The organism is Streptomyces sp. NPDC054956, from assembly GCF_053609185.1.
This window is the reverse complement of record NZ_JBSGXB010000009.1, coordinates 45,863-63,932: the sequence shown is the minus strand read 5'-3', so window position 1 is coordinate 63,932 and position 18,070 is coordinate 45,863. Positions and strand designations below refer to the sequence as shown.

The window sequence follows — 18,070 nt, the reverse complement described above, 5'->3', positions numbered from 1 at the left end:
GAGACTGGGTGCTGGTGTTCTTCCGAATGGAGCGGGGCGTGGGCTGAGACCGCACGGACGGACGGAACAGGGACGGGCCCGGGCGCCTTTGGTCGTCGGCTCCGGGGCCCTCCTTTTCTCCCGGGGTTCCCCGTCAGTCCCCCGGGCCCCTTCGCCTACACCAGATGACAGGCCACCTCACGGGAGGCCACGGTCCGCAGCAGCGGCCGTTCGGTGCGGCAGATCTCCTGCGCCATGGGGCACCTGGGGTGGAAGGTGCACCCGGGCGGCGGGGCGGCCGGGCTCGGCGGGTCGCCGAGCAGCACGATCCGCTCGCGCCGCCGCTCCGCCGCCGGATCCGGCAGCGGTACGGCGGACAACAGCGCCCGTGTGTACGGGTGCTGGGGGTTCTCGTAGAGCGACTTCTTGTCGCCCATCTCCACGATCCGGCCGAGGTACATGACCGCGACCCGGTCGCTGACCCTTTTGACGACGGAGAGGTCGTGCGCGATGAACACGTAGGCCAGGCCCAGTTCGGCGCGCAGCCGCTCCATCAGGTTGACGATCTGCGCCTGGACGGAGACGTCGAGCGCGGAGACCGGCTCGTCGGCGATGATCAGGCGCGGGCTGGTGGCCAGCGAGCGGGCGATGCCGATGCGCTGTGCCTGGCCGCCGGAGAACTCGTGCGGGTAGCGGTCGATGTGCTCCGGGATCAGTCCGACGAGCTCCATCAGCTCGGCGGCCCGGCGGCGGGCGTCCGCCGCGCTCGAACCCTGCACCAGCAGCGGGTCGGAGATGATCCGGGCCACCGTCTGGCGGGGGTTGAGCGAGGAGTGCGGGTCCTGGAAGACCATCTGGAGGTGCCGGCGCATCGGGCGCAGGGCCCCTTGGGAGAGCCGGCTGATGTCCTTCCCGTCGAACTCGACGCTGCCGGAGGTCGGTTCCAGCAGCCGGACCAGCATCCGGCCGGTGGTGGACTTTCCACAGCCCGACTCCCCGACGAGGCCCAGGGTCCGGCCCGCTTCCAGGTCGAAGGAGACGCCGTCGACGGCTCGCACGGGCGCCCCCCGGCGTCCGGTCGCGGTCCGCTTGCCGGGGAAGGACATCGTGAGGTCGCGCACGCGCAGCAGCGGCTGCTCTTCTCGGGCCGCCGTGGCGGGAGCCCGCGTCGGGGCCGCTTCCCGGCTCATCGGGACACCTCTCGTGCAACGTTCTCTCCGGGTGTGGCCCGTGGCCCCGGCGGGCCCGCGGCGGCCGGGGTTCCGCGGCCCGCGAAGTGGCACGCCGCCTTTCGGCCGGACCCGTACACCGCGAGTTCGGGCCGCTCGGTCCGGCAGCGCTCCCGCTCTTCCTCGCCGCCCGCGGCCGCGGTCCCGCACCGCGGGGCGAAGGCGCATCCCGGGGCCGGGGCCAGCAGCGAGGGCGGGGAGCCGGGGATGGCCCGCAGCGGCTCGTCGTCGCTGTCGTCCAGCCGGGGCAGCGAGTCGAGCAGCCCCCGGGTGTAGGGGTGCGCCGGGTCGGCGAACAGGTCGTCCACCGGGGCCTGTTCGGCGGCGCGGCCGCCGTACATGACCAGGACCTCGTGGGCCACCCTGGCCACCACACCGAGATCGTGGGTGATCATGACGACGCCGAGGCCGCGCTCCTCCTGGAGCCGGGCGATCAGCTCCAGGATCTGCGCCTGCACGGTGACGTCGAGGGCGGTGGTCGGCTCGTCGGCGATGAGCAGCTCGGGCTCGCAGGCGAGCGCCATCGCGATCATCGCCCGCTGGCGCATGCCGCCGGAGAACTGGTGCGGGTACTCCCCCGCCCGGCGGGCGGGTTCGGGGATGCCGACCTCGCCGAGCATGTCGACGGCCCGCTTCTTGGCGGCGGCCCGGCCGGCCCTGAAGTGGACCCTGAAGTGCTCGGCGATCTGCTCGCCGACCGTGTAGTAGGGGTGCAGGCTGGAGAGCGGGTCCTGGAAGATCATGGCCATCTTGCGGCCGCGCAGCTTGGACAGCTGCTTCTCGGACAGGGTGGTCAGCTCCTGCCCGGCCAGGGTGATGGATCCGCCGATCTCGGCGCCCCGGTGCAGGCCCATGACGGCGAGCGAGGTGACGGACTTGCCCGACCCCGACTCCCCGACGATGCCGAGGGTGCGGCCGGCCTCGACGGTGAAGCCGAGCGAGTCCACGGCCCGTACGGAGCCTCGCGGTGTGGTGAACGTGACGCGCAGGTCGCGCACTTCGAGGAGCGGAGCGCCGGCGGGGGGTGCCCCGGGGGGCGGCTGGGGAACGGGGGTCATCAGTACCTCACCCTCGGGTCGATGACGGCGTACAGGAGGTCGACGACGAGGTTCGCGACGACGATGAAGAAGGCGGCCAGCAGTGTGACCCCGAGGACGACGGGCTGGTCGGAGTTGACCAGCGCCCCGTAGAACAGCCGCCCGATGCCCGGGAGTCCGAAGATGGACTCGGTGATGACGGCTCCGGCGAGCAGCCCGCCCAGGTCCATGCCGAAGATGGTCAGGATCGGGGTCATGCCGGAGCGCAGTCCGTGTTTGACGACGACCGTGCGCTCGGGCATGCCCTTGGCGCGGGCGGTGCGGATGTACGGCTCGGCCATCGCCTCGATCATCGAACCGCGGCTCTGGCGGGCGTACATGGCGGCGTAGAGCAGGGCGAGCGCGGTCCACGGGAGCAGCAGGTTGCTCGCCCAGGCCAGCGGGTTGTCGGTGAAGGCCTGGTAGCTGGGGTAGGGCAGGAGTCCGGCGACGCGGATGACCCCGTAGATGAGCATCACCGAGGTGAAGTAGACCGGCAGGGAGGCGGCGGCGACGGCGCCGACCATGAGGGCCTTGTCGGTGGCGGTGTCCTTGCGCAGGGCCGCGGTGACGCCCGCGCCGAGGCCGAGGACCAGCCACAGGGCGGCGGCGCCGACGGCGAGGGAGGCGGAGACCGGGAGGCGGTCCATCAGCAGGTCCCACACGGGCAGGGAGTTCTCGTACGAGTAGCCGAAGCACGGGAAGTCGCACTGGACGGCGTACTGGCCGGTGCCGAGGGTGCGCCCGGTGAAGATGCCGGTGAGGAAGTCGAGGAACTGGCGCCACACGGGCCGGTCGAGGCCGAGGTAGGCGCGTACGTCGGCCAGTCGCTCGGCGCTGCAGGTCTTTCCGCAGGCGGTCGCGGCGGGGTCGGAGGGGAGCACGTAGAAGATGAGGAAGGTGACGGCGGCGATGGCGAGGAGGACGCCCGCGAGGGCGAGCAGCCGGCGCGCGAGGTAGAGGATCACGTCCGGCCGCCCCTCGGGTCGAGGATGTCGCGCAGGGCGTCGCCGAGCAGGGTGAAGGCGAGGACGGCGAGGAAGAGGAAGAGGCTGGGGATGACGAAGTACATGGGGTCGGTCTCGTAGAAGGCCACGGACTCGGCGATCATCTGGCCCCAGGACGGGGTGGGCGGCCGGACGCCGACGCCGAGGTAGCTGAGGGCGGCCTCGGTGCTGATCATGCCGGGGATGAGCAGGGTGGTGTAGGCGATGACCGGCCCGGAGACGCCCGGGAGGATGTCACGGGTCAGGATGCGCCAGGAGCTCGCTCCGCCGACCCGGGCGGCGTCCACGTACTCCCGGTGCTTGAGGGAGAAGGTCTGGCCGCGCACGACGCGGGCGACGCCGGGCCAGCCGAAGACGCCGATGACGGCGGTCATCAGGACGATGCGGTTGACGTCCTTGGCCACCGACAGCATCGCGATCATGAAGATGAGGCTGGGGAAGGACATGGTCAGGTCCATCAGCCGGGACAGGACGGCGTCGGTGCGGCCGCCGAAGTAGCCGGCGGCGATCCCGGCCGCGGTGCCCGCCACCACGACGATGGCGGTGGCGGCGAAGGCGATGAGGAGCGAGACCTGGGCGCCGTGGACCACGCGGGCGAACAGGTCGCGGCCGGTGACGGGTTCGACGCCGAGCCAGTGCTCGGGGCTGATCCCGCCGAAGGAGCCCAGGGGCTGGCCGCCGAGGTAGGGGTCGATGGCGGACTTGTCGAACTCCTCGGGGGACCAGCCGCCGAGCGCGCCCAGCCAGGGGGCGGTGACGGCCATCAGGACGAAGAGCAGGACGACGCAGAGGCTGACGCGGACGGCGGGGCGGCGGCGGAGTTCCCGCCGGGCGAGCTGCCAGGGGCTGCTGCCCGGAGGGATCTCCGTGACCGCCGCCGCGTCCGGGGACGTGGCGGCGATGGCGGCGGTCATGTTCAGCCCTGGCTCTGGCTCTTGGCGGGGTCCTTGAGGCCGATGGTGGCGTAGTCGAGCTGGCCGACCCAGACGGGGTGGCCGAAGGCGCCGGCGATGTTGGTGCCCACGAGCAGCGGCTTGCGCTCCAGCAGGACGGGGACGGCCGGGGACTTCTTCATGATCTCGGCGTCGAGGTCGATCCAGGCCTGGTTGGCCTGCTTGGCGTCGGCCATGGCGTTGATCTCGTCGATCCGCTTCATCGTGGCGTCGTCGCGGAACTGCGAGTAGTTGCCCTGGTTGCCCTTGGCCTTGATGGTGCGGCCGTCGAAGAGGAAGGGGAGGAAGGTGGACCCGGAGGGGTAGTCGGGGCACCAGCCGGACAGGACGAGGTCGGGCGCGGTGGTGGTGTCGCCGATGACGTCGTAGTACGCGCCGGGGTCGACGGTGTCGATGACGACCTCGACGCCCGCGCGGGCCAGGCCCTGCTGGACGGCCTCCGCCTTGCCCTTGTCGCCGGTGGAGACGGCGAGGGAGACCTTCAGGGTCTCCTTGCCGGCGGCCTTGAGCAGTTCCTTGGCCTTGGCCGGGTCGCCGGCCGGGGCGATCTTGAGGGTGTCGGCCTGCTTGCCGCCGGAGAGGGCCGGGGGCAGATAGGCGGTGGCGATCTCGTTGAGGGCCGGGCCGCCGCCCGCGGTGACCACGGCCTCCTTGTCGAGGGCGTACTGCATGGCCTCGCGGACCTTCGGGTCGTCGAAGGGGGCGCGGGAGTTGTTCATCTGGAGCATCTCGGTACAGCCCTGCGACTCGGCCAGCAGCCGCGACTTGATCTCCGGCTTGGGCAGCACCTTGGGGGCGCTCTCGGGCCGCATGTCGGACCACTGGACGGAGGAGGCGTCGGCGCCCTCCCCGGCGATGATCCGGTCGTCGATCTGGCCGCCCTTGAGGCCCATGACGACCACGAACTTGTCCGGGTAGGCCTTGCGGACGGTGTCGGTCTTGGCATCCCAGTGCTCGTTGCGGACCAGGACCAGCTTCTTGTCCCGGTCGTACGACTCGATCTTGTACGGGCCGGAGGAGAACGGGCGGGCGTCGTACTGGGTGCCCTTCTCCTGCGCCTCGGGGACCGGGGCGAAGGTGGGCAGGGTCGCGGTCGCGGAGAACTCGGCGACGGGCCGCTTCAGTTCGAAGACGATCGTGCGGTCGTCGGGGGTCTTGACGGAGTCGAGGTGCTTGCCCTGGAGCGGGCCCTTGTAGCCCTCGGCGCCGGTCAGGTACTGGGCCGCGTAGTCGGGGCCGCCGGTGAGGTCGGGGGCCATGGAGCGCTCGACGTTGTACTTGATGTCCTGCGCCTTGATGGGCGAGCCGTCCTCGTACTTGACGCCCTCCTTCAGGGTGAAGGTCCAGGTGCGGCCGCCGTTGGAGGGGGTGCCGAGGTCGGTGGCGAGGTCGGGGACGAGCTCGCTGCCGGCCTTGCCGGGCTCGGCCTTGAAGGTGACGAGGGTGCGGTAGAGGAGGCGGGTGCCGAAGTCCATCGTCGGCATGACCCAGTTGCGGGCGGGGTCGAGGTGGGCGAAGTCCTGGTTGGACAGGACGGTGATCGTGCCGCCCTTGACGGGGGTCCCGCCGAGGGTCTTGCCGTCGTTGGCCGAGGCGGGGTTGGAGGCACCCGCGCCGGCGGAGCCCTTCTTGGGGTCGGAGCAGCCCGAGGCGCCGAGTGCGAGTGCGGCCACCAGGGCGGTGGCGAGGGCGAGTTGGGTGCGCTTGGTCATGGGTCACTCCAGTGAAGGGCCGCGCTCTATGATGTGACCGGTAACATAGTAATGTGAAATTGCACTGACAAGGGGTTGGAGCGGCCGTTATCCAGCCGTGTCCAAATCCGGCCGGGCCCATGGCAGTTGGAGGCCACGCCGCCTACCCTCCGGCCATGGATTCGACGGACCCGCCCGGATTTCCCGGCATTCCCGAACTCGCGCACCCGACCAAGGTGATGACCGGGCTCGCCGAAAACCCCGCCCTTCCCGACGAGATCGCCATCCCGCTCCTGCCCCACGGCCTGTCCGCGATCGCGCTGGTACAGCGGCGGGGCACGCCCAGCGCGCTCCTGTGCGAGGCGATCCTGGCCCACGGCAAGGCCTTCGAGCTCGCGTGCGGCAGGTCGCTGCCGCCGGAGTTCGCCGCCCGGCTCGCCGTCGATCCGGACTTCAGGGTGCGGTTGATGCGCGTGCAGACCGAGGACGCCACAGCCGGGCGGCACGACCTGTTCGCCGCCGATCCCGCGGGGCTCGTACGGCACGCCCTCGCGATGCAACCCGGCCTGTCGCCCCGCACCCAGGCCACTCTCGCCGCCGACCCGAGCCCGCAGGTGCGGGAGGCGCTGGCCGGAAGCCGGACGGAGCCCGCACCGCACCTCCTGCGCGCCCTGCTCACCGATGCCGACCCTCGGGTGCGGACGGCCGCCTGCAGGCACCGGCCGCCGGACGACCTGCTCGCCGCCCTGCTCGCCGACCCGGCCACACGGTGGCGCGCCCTACGGTTCGCCGGCCTGGACGAGGAGACCGCGGCCGCCCTGGCCGCCGACCCCGACTACTCCGTGCGGCTGAACCTCGCCGAGCACCCCCAACTGCCGGCTCGGGTACGGGACCTGCTGGCCCGGGACCCGGATCCGCACGTGCGGGGAAAGATCTTCGCCCGCGCGGACACCCCGCCGGAGCTCCGGGACGAGATCCACGCGTGGCTGGTCGCCGGGAACCTGCGGAGCCGGGAGGAGCTGCCGGACGAGCAGGAGTCCGACGCCCATTGCGGGAGGGTCCTCTTCTTCCTCGAGAGGCAGGACTTCCCCTGGGTCGAGGCCGACCCCGTCCCGCACGCCCGCTCCCCCCACGTGGGGCTGCGGCGCGCGGCCGCCCGCAGCGGGCGGCTGCCGGAGGGGCTCGTACGGGAGATGCTCCACGACGAGGACCCGCGGGTCCGCATGACCGCCCTGTCCCGGACGCCCGGGGCGGACCTCGCGACGGCCGAGGACATCGAGCGGCGCCATGAGGACGAGAAGTCCTTGGAGCGGCCCGCGGATTACTACACCTTCCCGCCCGAGGTGCTCCGGCGGTTCGCCACCGACCCGGACGCCCACATGCGCGCACTGGCCGTGCGCGACCCGGAGTTGCCGGCCGCGCTGCGGGAGCGGCTGGCGGCGGACGAGGACCCCTCCGTACGGCAGGCCGTCGCCGCGGACCCCCGGGCGGCTCCGGAGACCGTGGTGCGCCTGCTCGGCGACGGCTCGGAGCGCGTCGCCCGGTGGGCCGCCCGCTCACCCCGGCTGCCGGTGGAGGCGATGCGTGCGGTGCTCGACCTGGTAACCCGCGACCCGGCCGCCGGGCGCGGGCCCGCATAGCCGCCGGCGGGCAGTCGGCGGCGGGCCGGCCCCGGGGCTACAGGCCCGAGCCCAGGCCGCCCGGGATGCGGCCGACGGGCTCGTCGCGGCCCTGGGCCCACAGGGAGCGGACGTGGCCGAGGTGGCGGGTCATGCAGGCTTCGGCCGCCTCCGCGTCGCCGGTGAGCATCAGGTCGAGGAGTTCGATGTGCTCCTCGGCCGAGGAGACCAGCTTCCCGGCCTCGTCCAGGCCGGTCAGGCCGTACAGCCGGGAGCGCTTGCGCAGGTCGCCGACGGTTTCGACCAGGCGGTCGTTGCCCGAGAGGCCCAGCAGGGTCAGGTGGAAGCGGCGGTCGGCCTCCAGGTACCCGATGAGGTTGTGCTCGCGGGCGCTGGTGACGATCTCCTCGGCGATCGGGCGCAGCGCCTCCAGCTGCTCCGGAGTCGCGATCTTGGTGATCCGGCCGATGGTCGGGACCTCGATCATCGTGCGCAGCTCGGTGTACTGGTCCAGGTCGCGTTCGCTGACCTCGGTGATCCGGAAACCCTTGTTGCGGACCGGCTCGACCAGGCCTTCGCGGGCCAGGTCGAGCATGGCCTCGCGCACCGGGGTGGCCGAGACGCCGAGTTCGGCCGCGAGGCCGGGGGCGGAGTAGACGCTCCCGGGGCGCAGTTCACCCGCTATCAGGGCTGCCCGCAGGGCGTGGCCGACCTGGTCGCGGAGCCGTTCCTGAGCCTTGATGAGACTGTGCTGCTTCAGGTCACCCATTGCATATCCTCCGAGACCGCTCACACCACCGGCGTGCGGAGGAACAGCGTACAATGTCACGTTGCGCTTGCTCCTCAGCGGACACCTCTCCCGGCGGCCTCGAACAGGGCGACCGCCACAGCGAGATCTTCCCAGGCCATGCCCACACTCTTGAAGAGTTGTGGACAACTCCCCGTCCCCGCTCCCGGCATCCGGCCCGCGACCAGGTCGGCCAGGGTGCCGCTGATATGACCGGCCCCGATGGCCCCTTCCGCCTCCGGAACCAGCAGGTCCCCCGCCTCGCGCAGAGCCGCCGCACGCGACTCCACGTACACGGCCGCCCGCCGGACCAGCGCCGTGTCGACCTCGCGGGCGTCCGGCTCGTGCGAGCCGACCGCGACCACGGTCGCTCCCGGTGCGACCAGCCGCCCGTCGAAGAGGGGTTCGCGGGAGGTGGTGCAGCAGATCACCAGGTCGGCGTCGGCCACTTCCGCCGCCGCCCCCGGCCGGGCCGGCACCCCCAGCCCCCGCGCGTGCGCCGCCAGCTTCCCGGCGCGCTCCGCGCTGTCGGGCGACCCCGCGCGGGCCACGACGACCACCTCCGCGAGCTGCCGGATCGCCAGCACCGCTTCGAGGTGCCCGTACGCCTGCGGCCCCGACCCGAAGAGCAACAGCCGCAGCGGCCGCCCGGCCGGGGCCAGATGGCGCAGCGCCAGCGCCGAGACCGCCGGGGTGCGCAGGGTGGTCAGCGCCGCCCCGTCGAGCAGGGCCAGCGGACGCAGGGTGGGGCCGTCCAGCAGGAGGTACGACCCGGTGATCCGGGGCAGCCCGAGCGCGGGGTTCCCCGGCGCCACCCCGGCGATCTTCACGCCCGCGTAGGAGCCGGTGGCGGCCGGCATCAGCAGCAGTTCCCCGCCGCCGGGCACCGGCAGGGCGCTGCGCGGCGGACAGGTCTCCGGGTCCAGCCCGGCGAGCAGTGCGCCGGCCAGGGCGTCCGCGGCGGCGGCCGGGGTGAGCAGCCCGGCCATCGCGGCGCCCGACAGCTGGGGGATCACAGCAGGAACCCCGCGCCGAGGGCGTCGTGCGGGTCGAGGGTGAAGAGGTGTTCGCCGGTGCGGTACGCCGTACCGGTGACCTCCGTGATCAGGCCGTCCGCCACGCGCCCGGCGACGCGGCCCGTGAACACCGTGCCCACGACCGACTCGTGCAGCAGGTCCTCCCCCTCCCCCAGCCGCCCGTCCTCGGACAGCAGCGCGAGCCGCGTCGAGGTGCCGGAGCCGCAGGGCGAGCGGTCGATCTGCCCGTCGGCGAAGACGGTGACGTTGCGCTGGTGCGGCCCGAACGGGGTGTCGGGCATCTCCTCGTACAGGATCACCCCGTAGACCCCGGAGAGCAGCGGCCCGTCCGGGTGCCAGGTCCCGGGGTGGGTGGCGAGCGCCGCCCGGATCTCCTGCCCGGCCCGCACGAGCGAGGGCAGCGCGGCCGGGGTCACCTCCAGGCCGAGGTCCCGCGCCGCGACGGAGGCGTAACAGGCCCCGGCGTGCGCGATGTCGGCCTCGGTCATGCCGAGGGTGGTGGCGACGGGCACCTTGCGGGCGCTGCCGCGCGCCGGGACGTTGCGGAAGGTGACCCCGGTGGTACGGCCGGCCGTACGGTGCACGGTCGCGCAGACCCGCCCCGAGGGCACGTCGATCCGCACCTGGACCTCGCCGTCGTCGGGGGCGGCGACCCGGCCGGTGTCCACGGCCCAGGCTCCGAGCGCCATGGTGCCGTGGCCGCAGGCGGTGGAGTAGCCGTCCTTGTGCCAGAACAGCACCCCGAAGTGGGCCCCGTCGTCGTCGGGCGGCAAGATGAAGCCCCCGTACATCCCGGCGTGCCCGCGCGGCTCCTGGACGAGGAACCTTCGTACGTCGTCCAGGGCTCCCCGCCGCGGCGCCGTGCCGGAGCCGCCCGGTCCGATGGCGGTGGCGCAGCGCTCGGCGACCGTGTCGCCGGGCACGGGAGGCAGGCCCGCCGCGAGGGTGTCGACGATGCGGAAGGGCTCCCCGGCGGCGTGGTAGTCCTCGGTCCGAACGGTGATCACAGCAGGAACCCTCCGGGGAAGGGGTCGGACGGGTCGAGGAAGTACTGGGCGGTGCCGGTGATCCAGGCCCGCCCGGTGACGGTGGGCACGACGGCCGGGAGCCCGCCGACGGTGGTCTCGCCGACGAGCCGGCCGGTGAACTCGGTGCCGATGAAGGACTCGTTGACGAAGTCCGTGTCCAGCGCCAGCTGCCCCCGGGCGTGCAGCTGCGCCATGCGCGCGCTGGTCCCCGTACCGCAGGGCGAGCGGTCGAACCAGCCGGGGTGGATGGCCATCGCGTGCCGGGAGCGGCGGGCGTCGGAGCCGGGGGCGGCGAGGTAGACGTGCTTGACCCCGGAGAACGCGGGGTTCTCGGGGTGGACGGGCTTGTCGTCGGAGGCGTTGATCGCGTCCATGACGGCCAGTCCGGCGGCGAGGAGGTCGTCCCCGCGCTCCCGGTCGAAGGGCAGGCCCAGGGCGTCGAGTTCGACGAAGGCGTAGAAGTTCCCGCCGTAGGCGAGGTCGTAGGTGACCGTGCCGTACCCGGGGACCTCCGCCTTGAGGTCGAGCCCGACGCTGAAGGACGGAACGTTGGTGAGGGTGACGGCGGTGGCCGCTCCGTCCTCGACGCGGACGTCCACGCTCACCAGCCCGGCCGGGGTGTCCAGCCGGACGGTGGTGACCGGCTCGACGACGGGCACCATGCCGGTCTCGACCAGGACGGTGGCGACCCCGATGGTGCCGTGGCCGCACATGGGGAGCAGGCCCGACACCTCGATGTAGAGGACGCCGTAGTCGGCGTCCGGGCGGGTCGGGGGCTGCAGGATCGCGCCGCTCATCGCGGAGTGGCCGCGCGGCTCGTACATGAGCAGGGTCCGGATGTGGTCCAGGTGCTCGATGAAGTGGAGCCGCTTGTCGGCCATGGTGGCGCCGGGAATCACCCCGACTCCCCCGGTGATCACCCGGGTGGGCATGCCCTCGGTGTGCGAGTCCACCGCGTGGTAGACGTGGCGCGTACGCATCCGCTTTCCCCTGACTGACGTGGTGACGTGGTTGGTTGAGGCCCGGTGTTAGTTGAGGCCCTCGGCGAGGGCCTTCTCGGTGGCCGCGCGGACGGCGGCGTCGATCTCGCCGGTCAGCGGGAAGCGCGGCGGGCGGGTGGCGCCGCCGGGGCGGCCGGCCAGGTCCATGGAGAGCTTGATGGCCTGGACGAACTCGGTCTTGGAGTCCCAGCGCAGCAGCGAGTGGAGGGACTTGTAGAGCGGGAGCGCGGTGGTGAGGTCTCCGGCGACGGCGGCCCGGTAGAGGGTGGCGCAGGACTGCGGGAGGGCGTTGGGGTAGCCGGCGATCCAGCCGACGGCGCCGGCCAGGGCGAGTTCGAGCAGGACGTCGTCGGCGCCGATCAGCAGGTCCAGGCCCGGGGCGAGTTCGGCGATCTCGTAGGCGCGCCGCACGTCGCCGCTGAACTCCTTGACGGCGACGATGGAGCCGTCGGCGTGGAGCCTGGCGAGCAGGGACGGGACGAGGTCCACCTTGGTGTCGATGGGGTTGTTGTACGCGACGACGGGCAGCCCGGCGCGGGCGACCTCGGCGTAGTGGGCGCGCACGGTGTCCTCGTCGGCCCGGAAGGCGTTGGGGGGCAGCAGCAGGACGGAGCCCGCGCCCGCCTCGGCGGCCTGGTCGGCCCAGCGGCGGGATTCGGCGCTGCCGTAGGCGGCCACGCCGGGCATGACGCGGGCGCCGTCGCCGGCCGCCTCGACGGCGGTACGGACGACGCGGGCGCGCTCCTCCTCGGTCAGCGTCTGGTACTCGCCGAGGGAGCCGTTGGGGACGACGCCGTCGCAGCCGTTGGCGATCAGCCAGGCCACGTGCTCGGCGTAGGCGTCGTAGTCGACGCTCAGGTCTTCCCGCAGGGGCAATGCGGTGGCGACCATGATGCCGTGCCACGGACGGGTGCGGTGGTCCGCTGCGGCGGGCGCGGGGGTGTGCGCGAAGGTCATGAGGATGCTCCCTAGAGTGATGTGTGACATTTTACTAGTGGGTGCGAGGCGGCCACAAGACTCGCGGCGCCCCTGATCAGTGGTCGGAGGAGGGAAGTTCGGCGAGGTGGGCCAGCGGGACCGGGCAGGACAGCGGCCTGCGGTCCGGCGCGGGGGCCCCTCCGGCCAGTGCCGCGACGGCCGGACCGCACATCCGGCCCTGGCACCAGCCCATCCCGGCCCGGGTGAGGAGTTTGACCGTACGGGCGTCCCGCGCGCCCAGGTCTTCGACGGCCTCCCTGATCCGGCCGGCCGGGACCTCCTCGCAGCGGCACACGTCGGTGTCCTCGCGCAGCCAGCCGGTCCAGCCGGGGCCGGGGCGGTGCGCGGCGGCCATCGCGGCGGCGAAGGCGCGCAGCCTCGTACGGGTCCGGGCGAGCCGGGCCGGGACGGGCCGGCCGGCCACGGCGTGGGCGGCGATCTCCCCCTCGGCCAGGGCCAGCTGGGCTCCGCCGATGCCGCCGGTCTCCCCGGCGGACCAGATGCCGGGGACGGAGGTACGGCCTTCGGCGTCGAGCTCCAGGGCGACGGCCCCGTCCGGGCCGACCGCGGTGGCGCAGCCCAGTCCGGTCGCCAGTTCCAGCTGCGGGACGAGCCCGTGGCCGACGGCGAGGGCGTCGCAGGGGATGCGGCGGGCGGTGCCGGGAACCGGACGCCAGTCGCGGTCGAGGCGGGCCACGGTGACGGCCTCGACGCGGTCGGAGCCGTGGGCCTCGGTGACGGCGTGCCGGGTCAGGAGGCGGATGCCGTGGCGGACCAGGGCGCCGCCGTACGTGGCCGCCTCGGCCAGCTTGGCGGGGTTGCGGAGCAGGACGGGCGTGTGGCCGGCGTAGCCGGTGTAGGCGGCGGCCTCGACCACGGCGGGCACGCGGGCCCCGGCGGCGGCGAGCGAGCCGGCCACGGCGAGCAGCAGGGGCCCGCTCCCGGCGACGACCACCCGCCGGCCCGGGAGCACGAGCCCGCCCTTGAGCATGGCCTGGGCCCCGCCGGCCCCGACGACGCCGGGCAGGGTCCAGCCGGGGAAGGGCAGTTGGCGCTCGTAGGCGCCGGTGGCGAGCAGGACGGCCCGGGCCGTCACGCTCACGGCGCGCTCCTCGGGGCCGGCGACGGCGTGCAGGTTCCACGCGGGGGCGCCGGTGTCCTCGGGGACGACGGTCCAGACGTGGTGGAAGGGGAGGTAGCCGATCCGCCCGGCGGCCTCGTGGGCCCTCAGGGCGGCTTCGCGCGAGGCGAAGGCGTCCCAGTCGTGGTGCAGGGCCTCGGGGCGGGCCGCGCCGAGTCCGGGCGCGGGGTGCCGGTAGTACTGCCCGCCGGGCCGCTCCCCCGCGTCGAGGAGGACGACGCGCAGGCCGAGCCCGGCGGCGGCCACGGCGGCGGCCAGCCCGGCGGGTCCGGCACCGACCACGGCGAGATCCCACGGCCCGCCGGCCACCGGGGCCGCCCCGGCGGGGGCGGCCCCTGCACGCTCAGACCCCGTGCGCTCAGACCCCGTGCGGTCGGCCGCGCCGTGGTCGGACCCGGCGGGGTCAGACGGTGAGGTCGGCATGGCCGGTTCCTTCCTGAGTGGTGACCTGGTCTCCGGGGCGGGCGGGCACGAGGCAGGCGCGCTGGTTCGGGCGGTCGTTGACGGTGACGAGGCAGTCGTAGCAGCTCCCGATCCCGCAGAACGCGCCGCGCGGGGAGCCGGTCTCGCGGGTGGTGCGCCAGGCGAGGATGCCGGCGGACCAGAGGACGGCGGCGATGCTCTGCCCGGACCGGGCGGGCAGTTCGCGCCCGTCGAAGCCGATGCTCCAACTCTCCACCGGCGCCCCGCCGACCAGCTCCCGGGGCGACCGTCGCCGCCCCCTCGTCGCTTCACTCATCGCTGTCCGTCCTCCTCGATTCCTCTGACGTGGGCAAACTCGGCCCCCCGGTCATTCGGGGTGATCCGCGAAGCGGGACGGGGCGAAGGGGGCCGGGTCCATCAGGGGGGTGCTTCCCGTCAGGGCTGACGTGATCAGGGTGCCCGTTGCGGGGGCCAGGCCGATGCCCGCGCCCTCGTGGCCGCAGGCGTGGAGGAGTCCCGGCACCCGGGGGTCCGGGCCGATCGCCGGGAGGTGGTCCGGCAGGTACGGGCGGAACCCGTGGTACGTGCGGAGGACCTTGACGGTCGACAGCACCGGGAACAGCGCCACCGCCTGCGACGCCAGCCGCCTCAGCGCCTCCGTCGACAGCGAGCGGTCGAAGCCCACCCGCTCCCGGGTGGCACCGATGAGCACCGGGCCCGCCGGCGTCCCCTCGACCACTCCGGAGGACTGCAGCGCCGCCGACCCGCTCGCCACGTCGGCGATGTAGTCCGCCGCGTAGACCTTGTGCCGCACCACCCGGGGCAGCGGCTCCGTCACCAGGACGAACCCCCGCCGGGGCAGCACCGGCAGGGTGGCCCCGGCCAGTGCGGCCACCGCGCCGCCCCAGGTGCCGGCCGCGTTGACCACGGCCGGGGCGAGGAGTTCCCTGCGGGGCGTGCGGACGCCGCGGATGGACCCCGAGGGGCCGAGCAGCAGCTCCGTCACCTCCTCGCCGAGGTACGTCCGCGCCCCCGAGGCCGCCAGCAGCCGGGCCGCCGCCTGGGCGGGCTGGACCTGCGAGTCCTGCGGGTAGTGGAAGCCGCCCGCCATGCCCGGAGCCAGGTGGGGCTCCAGCTCGCGCAGTTCCTCCGGCCCGACCTCCACCGCGTCGACCCCGGCGCCGCGCTGGCCTTCCGCGAAGCCCCGTAGCCCCTTCACCGTGGCCTCGTCGGCCGCGACGACCAGGCCGCCCTTGGTCTCGTACTCGATCTCCTCGGGGAGCGCGAGCGCGAGTTCGCGCCACAGGCGTCCCGACAGCAGCGCGAGGTCGAGTTCCGGGCCCGCCTCCTTGTCGGAGACGAGGAGGTTGCCTTCGCAGGCGCCGGTCGTGCCGCCCGCCACCGGGCCGCGGTCGACGACGGCCACGCTCAGTCCTGCGCGTGCCGCGTAGTACGCGCACGCGGCTCCGACGACGCCGGCGCCGATGATCACGACGTCCAGGGAAGTTCTCTTGGCCACGACAGTAATATGTCACATTCTTTAGAAGCCTGGAAGAGAGGGGAACGGGCCGGTCCGGGACGGGACCGGCCCGCGGCCGGTCAGCTGCGCAGCGGCCCCTCGCAGCTGTAACTCGCGGTGCCCGCGACGTGGTTGCTCCAGATCTCCGTGGGACCGAAGGAACAGTTCATGTCGGCCAGGTTGTTCGAGGCCGCGCCCGCCCGGTCGAGGATGAAGTAGTCGACCGTCTCGGACATGTCCTTGAAGTTCTGGTCCTCGCTGCGCCAGTCCTTCAGGTTCGCGGTGATCTTGCCGGTACAGGTGAAGCGGCGCTTGCCGGGGTCGCCGTTCTCCACGCAGTCCGGGTTGCTGTACGTGGCCGTCCGGAAGGAGGTCTTCACGTCCGCGAGCGCCGCGTCGCGCAGCTGGGCGTTCGGGGTGAAGGAGGTGTTCGGCACGTACAGCTGGTCGACCTTGGCGATCTGGGCGTCGAGGAAGCGGTCGTAGTCGCGCTGGAGGGCGGCGTCCTGGCCCATCCGGTTGCGCCAGGCGTCGAAGCCCGCCGGGTTGTCGGCGCGCAGGTGGCCGTACATCTCCTTGAGGAGCGAGGGGCGCTCGGCCCACAGGAACTCGAAGAAGGTGCCCGCGTAGTTGTAGAAGCGGAACCCGTCGCCGTCGTAGGTGGCGTGCAGCAGCCGGTCCACCGTCATGCGCGGGCCGCCGCCGGCCGTGTCGTTGATGATCCCCCGGACGAGCGACTTGCGGACGGCGATGCCGTTGTCGCGGGTCGCGCCGTCGAAGAACTCGGCGGTGCCCTCGTCCATGGCGGTCGTACGGTCGCCCTGGTACCAGGCGCCCTGGCCGAAGGTGCCGGGGACGGCGAAGCGGCCGTTGAGGTAGTGCGTGTACTCGTGGCGGAAGAGCTCCTCGAGGGTGAGCGAGGAGTCCTGCGGGACGCGGCGCTGGTAAGTGTAGAAGGTGGCGCCGTTCTCGATGTAGATGCCGCCGTTGTTGGTGCCGTACCCCGTGAGGATCGGGTGGTAGTTCACGTAGTCGGCGCGGGAGGCGTAGAGCACGATGTTCAGCGTGGCGTTGGTGTCCCCGGCGAGCGGCTGGTCGGTGCCCAGCACGCGGTGGTACTGCGTCTTGACCTGCTTGCTCGCGTAGTAGAGCTGGTCGACGGTGGCCCGGTCGAGGGCGGTGCGGACCTTGATGGCGCCGTTGTCGTACGTGTAGGTGTTCGGGAAGAGCTGCTTCTCGATGTCCTCCTTGCACACCCCGTACGGCTTGCACGCCTCGTAGAAGTTGAGCCAGGAGACGACCTTCGCCCACTGCTCGCTGCCGTCGCCGAAGGCTGCCCTGGCCGTGCCCAGCAGCGTGCCGAGGTCGGCGACGACCCCGTCCTTGAGGCTCGCGATCTGGCCGAAGCGGCCGTACTCGCCCAGCGCGTCGCGCGCCACCCAGGCGTTGCGGGTGCCCTTGAGGTGGCCGTAGTTCGCGAAGTCCTTGAAGGCGGCGCGGTACGAGGCGTCGCCGGCGGCCGCGTTCTGGAACGCGGTGTCCAGGTTGCCCGGGTACACGCCGAGGTAGTTGACGGAGAGGGCGGCGAGCGCGGCGCCGGCCCAGGTGGCGTCCTGGTTCGTCGCGGGGTGCGACGCGTCCATGGTGGCCAGGACCTTCTTGATGAGCCCGAGCTGGTGCTGGCGCAGGCCGGGGGCGCTGGCGGCGTAGAGGGCCTCGCGCAGGGTGCGGGCGTTGGAGGCGGTGGCGTCGAAGGTGCGGGCGGCGGCGCCGAAGTCGGCGACGGCCTGGCGCATCGCGTTCACGGTCGGGGCGTCGGTGACGTCTATCTCGGTGCGCGAGTAGTCGTGGTAGGCCACCGCGTGCAGGTAGGTGAACATCTCCTCCAGGTGCGAGGAGTTCTGGCCGTCGTGGGAGGCGGCCAGGGTGGATATCCGGCGCGAGACGGCCTGGACGTGGGCGTCGGACATGACCGGGGCCAGGCGGGCGTCCCAGGTCCAGATGAGGCCCGAGAGGCAGCCGCCGGTGCCGGCGCTGACGGCCGGGTCGGCGAGGAAGTCGGCGAACTGCTCGGGGGTGAGGTTCGTGATCCCGTCAAGGGTGCAGGGGACGCCGGCGGCCACGCCCTGGGCGGAGGCGGCGGAGGAGGCGGCGAGCTTGCCGCTCTTCGTGGTGCTCGCGGCGGCGGGCTTGGTCACGGGGCCCGGGACCTTGCCGTCGGTGACGGCCTGGCCGCCGGGGGCCGGAGCGGGGGCCGGGTCCGTCTTCGGCGCGTCCGCGAGGTGGTCGACCTCGTCGAACGGGTTGGCGCCCGGGGCGCCCGCGGCGAAGGTGTCGGGCGCGGTGATGCCCGGGACGCCCGCACCGGCGCCGGTCTCGGCCGCCTGGGTCACGGCCTGGCCCGCGGTGGCGAGGAGGGTGACGGCGACGGCGGCGGAGAGGAGAGACGTACGCACAGCTTTGTGCTGGGACACCAATGACTCCTGTTGGGAGGGGAGGTGGGGGAAGTGGTGCGTGAACTGCCCTGCTTCACGCGGCGTTTGACGGGGGTTAACGAGCCGCTGTGTGACCTGTAACATAGTAATGTGAAATTGCACTGACA

The 18,070-nt window shown here is 73.0% G+C and carries 15 protein-coding genes; 1 reads left to right on the top strand and 14 read right to left on the bottom strand.

The window, feature by feature from the left end:
* Window positions 1-155: 155 nt before the first annotated feature.
* The 5 genes from ACWGDE_RS03690 to ACWGDE_RS03670 are packed head-to-tail and all read right to left on the bottom strand — an operon-like array spanning window position 156 to window position 5,956.
* Window positions 156-1,169, bottom strand: a complete 1,014-nt coding sequence (locus tag ACWGDE_RS03690; RefSeq protein WP_453387335.1) for an ABC transporter ATP-binding protein — start codon at window positions 1,167-1,169, stop codon at window positions 156-158.
* A complete protein-coding gene (locus ACWGDE_RS03685; RefSeq protein WP_453387334.1) occupies window positions 1,166-2,266 on the bottom strand; it encodes an ABC transporter ATP-binding protein in 1,101 nt (366 codons plus the stop codon). Before ACWGDE_RS03685 ends, ACWGDE_RS03690 begins: the two co-directional genes overlap by 4 nt.
* On the bottom strand, window positions 2,266-3,252 hold the full coding sequence (locus ACWGDE_RS03680; RefSeq protein ID WP_453387333.1) for an ABC transporter permease: 987 nt from the start codon (window positions 3,250-3,252) through the stop codon (window positions 2,266-2,268). The genes ACWGDE_RS03685 and ACWGDE_RS03680 overlap by 1 nt, the downstream gene beginning before the upstream one ends.
* Complete coding sequence (locus ACWGDE_RS03675) at window positions 3,249-4,205, bottom strand: ABC transporter permease (RefSeq protein WP_453387332.1); 957 nt, start codon at window positions 4,203-4,205, stop codon at window positions 3,249-3,251. Before ACWGDE_RS03675 ends, ACWGDE_RS03680 begins: the two co-directional genes overlap by 4 nt.
* A gap of 2 nt (window positions 4,206-4,207) precedes the next feature.
* Window positions 4,208-5,956 (bottom strand): ABC transporter substrate-binding protein, encoded by a 1,749-nt coding sequence (locus ACWGDE_RS03670; protein ID WP_453387331.1) that lies wholly within the window; start codon window positions 5,954-5,956, stop codon window positions 4,208-4,210.
* Window positions 5,957-6,111: 155 nt separating this feature from the next.
* Here ACWGDE_RS03670 and ACWGDE_RS03665 point away from each other — a divergent pair, with 155 nt between their 5' ends.
* The gene (locus ACWGDE_RS03665) at window positions 6,112-7,575 is read left to right on the top strand and encodes a hypothetical protein (protein WP_453387330.1); all 1,464 of its coding nucleotides are present in this window, start codon (window positions 6,112-6,114) and stop codon (window positions 7,573-7,575) included.
* Window positions 7,576-7,612: 37 nt separating this feature from the next.
* Here ACWGDE_RS03665 and ACWGDE_RS03660 read toward each other — a convergent pair whose 3' ends face one another.
* The 9 genes from ACWGDE_RS03660 to ACWGDE_RS03620 form a co-directional block, all read right to left on the bottom strand.
* On the bottom strand, window positions 7,613-8,323 hold the full coding sequence (locus ACWGDE_RS03660) for a GntR family transcriptional regulator (RefSeq protein ID WP_453387329.1): 711 nt from the start codon (window positions 8,321-8,323) through the stop codon (window positions 7,613-7,615).
* Window positions 8,324-8,397: 74 nt separating this feature from the next.
* The gene (locus ACWGDE_RS03655) at window positions 8,398-9,330 is read right to left on the bottom strand and encodes an ornithine cyclodeaminase family protein (protein ID WP_453387337.1); all 933 of its coding nucleotides are present in this window, start codon (window positions 9,328-9,330) and stop codon (window positions 8,398-8,400) included.
* A gap of 23 nt (window positions 9,331-9,353) precedes the next feature.
* A complete protein-coding gene (locus tag ACWGDE_RS03650; protein ID WP_453387328.1) occupies window positions 9,354-10,385 on the bottom strand; it encodes a proline racemase family protein in 1,032 nt (343 codons plus the stop codon).
* Entirely contained in the window at window positions 10,382-11,386 is a 1,005-nt protein-coding gene (locus ACWGDE_RS03645; protein ID WP_453387327.1) for a proline racemase family protein, read from the bottom strand. Before ACWGDE_RS03645 ends, ACWGDE_RS03650 begins: the two co-directional genes overlap by 4 nt.
* Before the next feature lie 48 nt (window positions 11,387-11,434).
* Window positions 11,435-12,364 carry a dihydrodipicolinate synthase family protein gene (locus ACWGDE_RS03640; protein ID WP_453387326.1) on the bottom strand — a complete coding sequence of 310 codons (930 nt, stop codon included), beginning with the start codon at window positions 12,362-12,364 and terminating at the stop codon, window positions 11,435-11,437.
* Window positions 12,365-12,440: 76 nt separating this feature from the next.
* Window positions 12,441-13,949 carry an FAD/NAD(P)-dependent oxidoreductase gene (locus tag ACWGDE_RS03635; protein WP_453387325.1) on the bottom strand — a complete coding sequence of 503 codons (1,509 nt, stop codon included), beginning with the start codon at window positions 13,947-13,949 and terminating at the stop codon, window positions 12,441-12,443.
* Complete coding sequence (locus ACWGDE_RS03630; protein ID WP_453387324.1) at window positions 13,930-14,265, bottom strand: (2Fe-2S)-binding protein; 336 nt, start codon at window positions 14,263-14,265, stop codon at window positions 13,930-13,932. The genes ACWGDE_RS03635 and ACWGDE_RS03630 overlap by 20 nt, the downstream gene beginning before the upstream one ends.
* 51 nt (window positions 14,266-14,316) lie before the next feature.
* Window positions 14,317-15,468, bottom strand: coding sequence for an NAD(P)/FAD-dependent oxidoreductase (locus ACWGDE_RS03625; protein WP_453387323.1), 1,152 nt, complete (start codon window positions 15,466-15,468; stop codon window positions 14,317-14,319).
* 80 nt (window positions 15,469-15,548) lie between these two features.
* On the bottom strand, window positions 15,549-17,942 hold the full coding sequence (locus ACWGDE_RS03620) for a collagenase (RefSeq protein WP_453387322.1): 2,394 nt from the start codon (window positions 17,940-17,942) through the stop codon (window positions 15,549-15,551).
* Window positions 17,943-18,070: the final 128 nt, after the last annotated feature.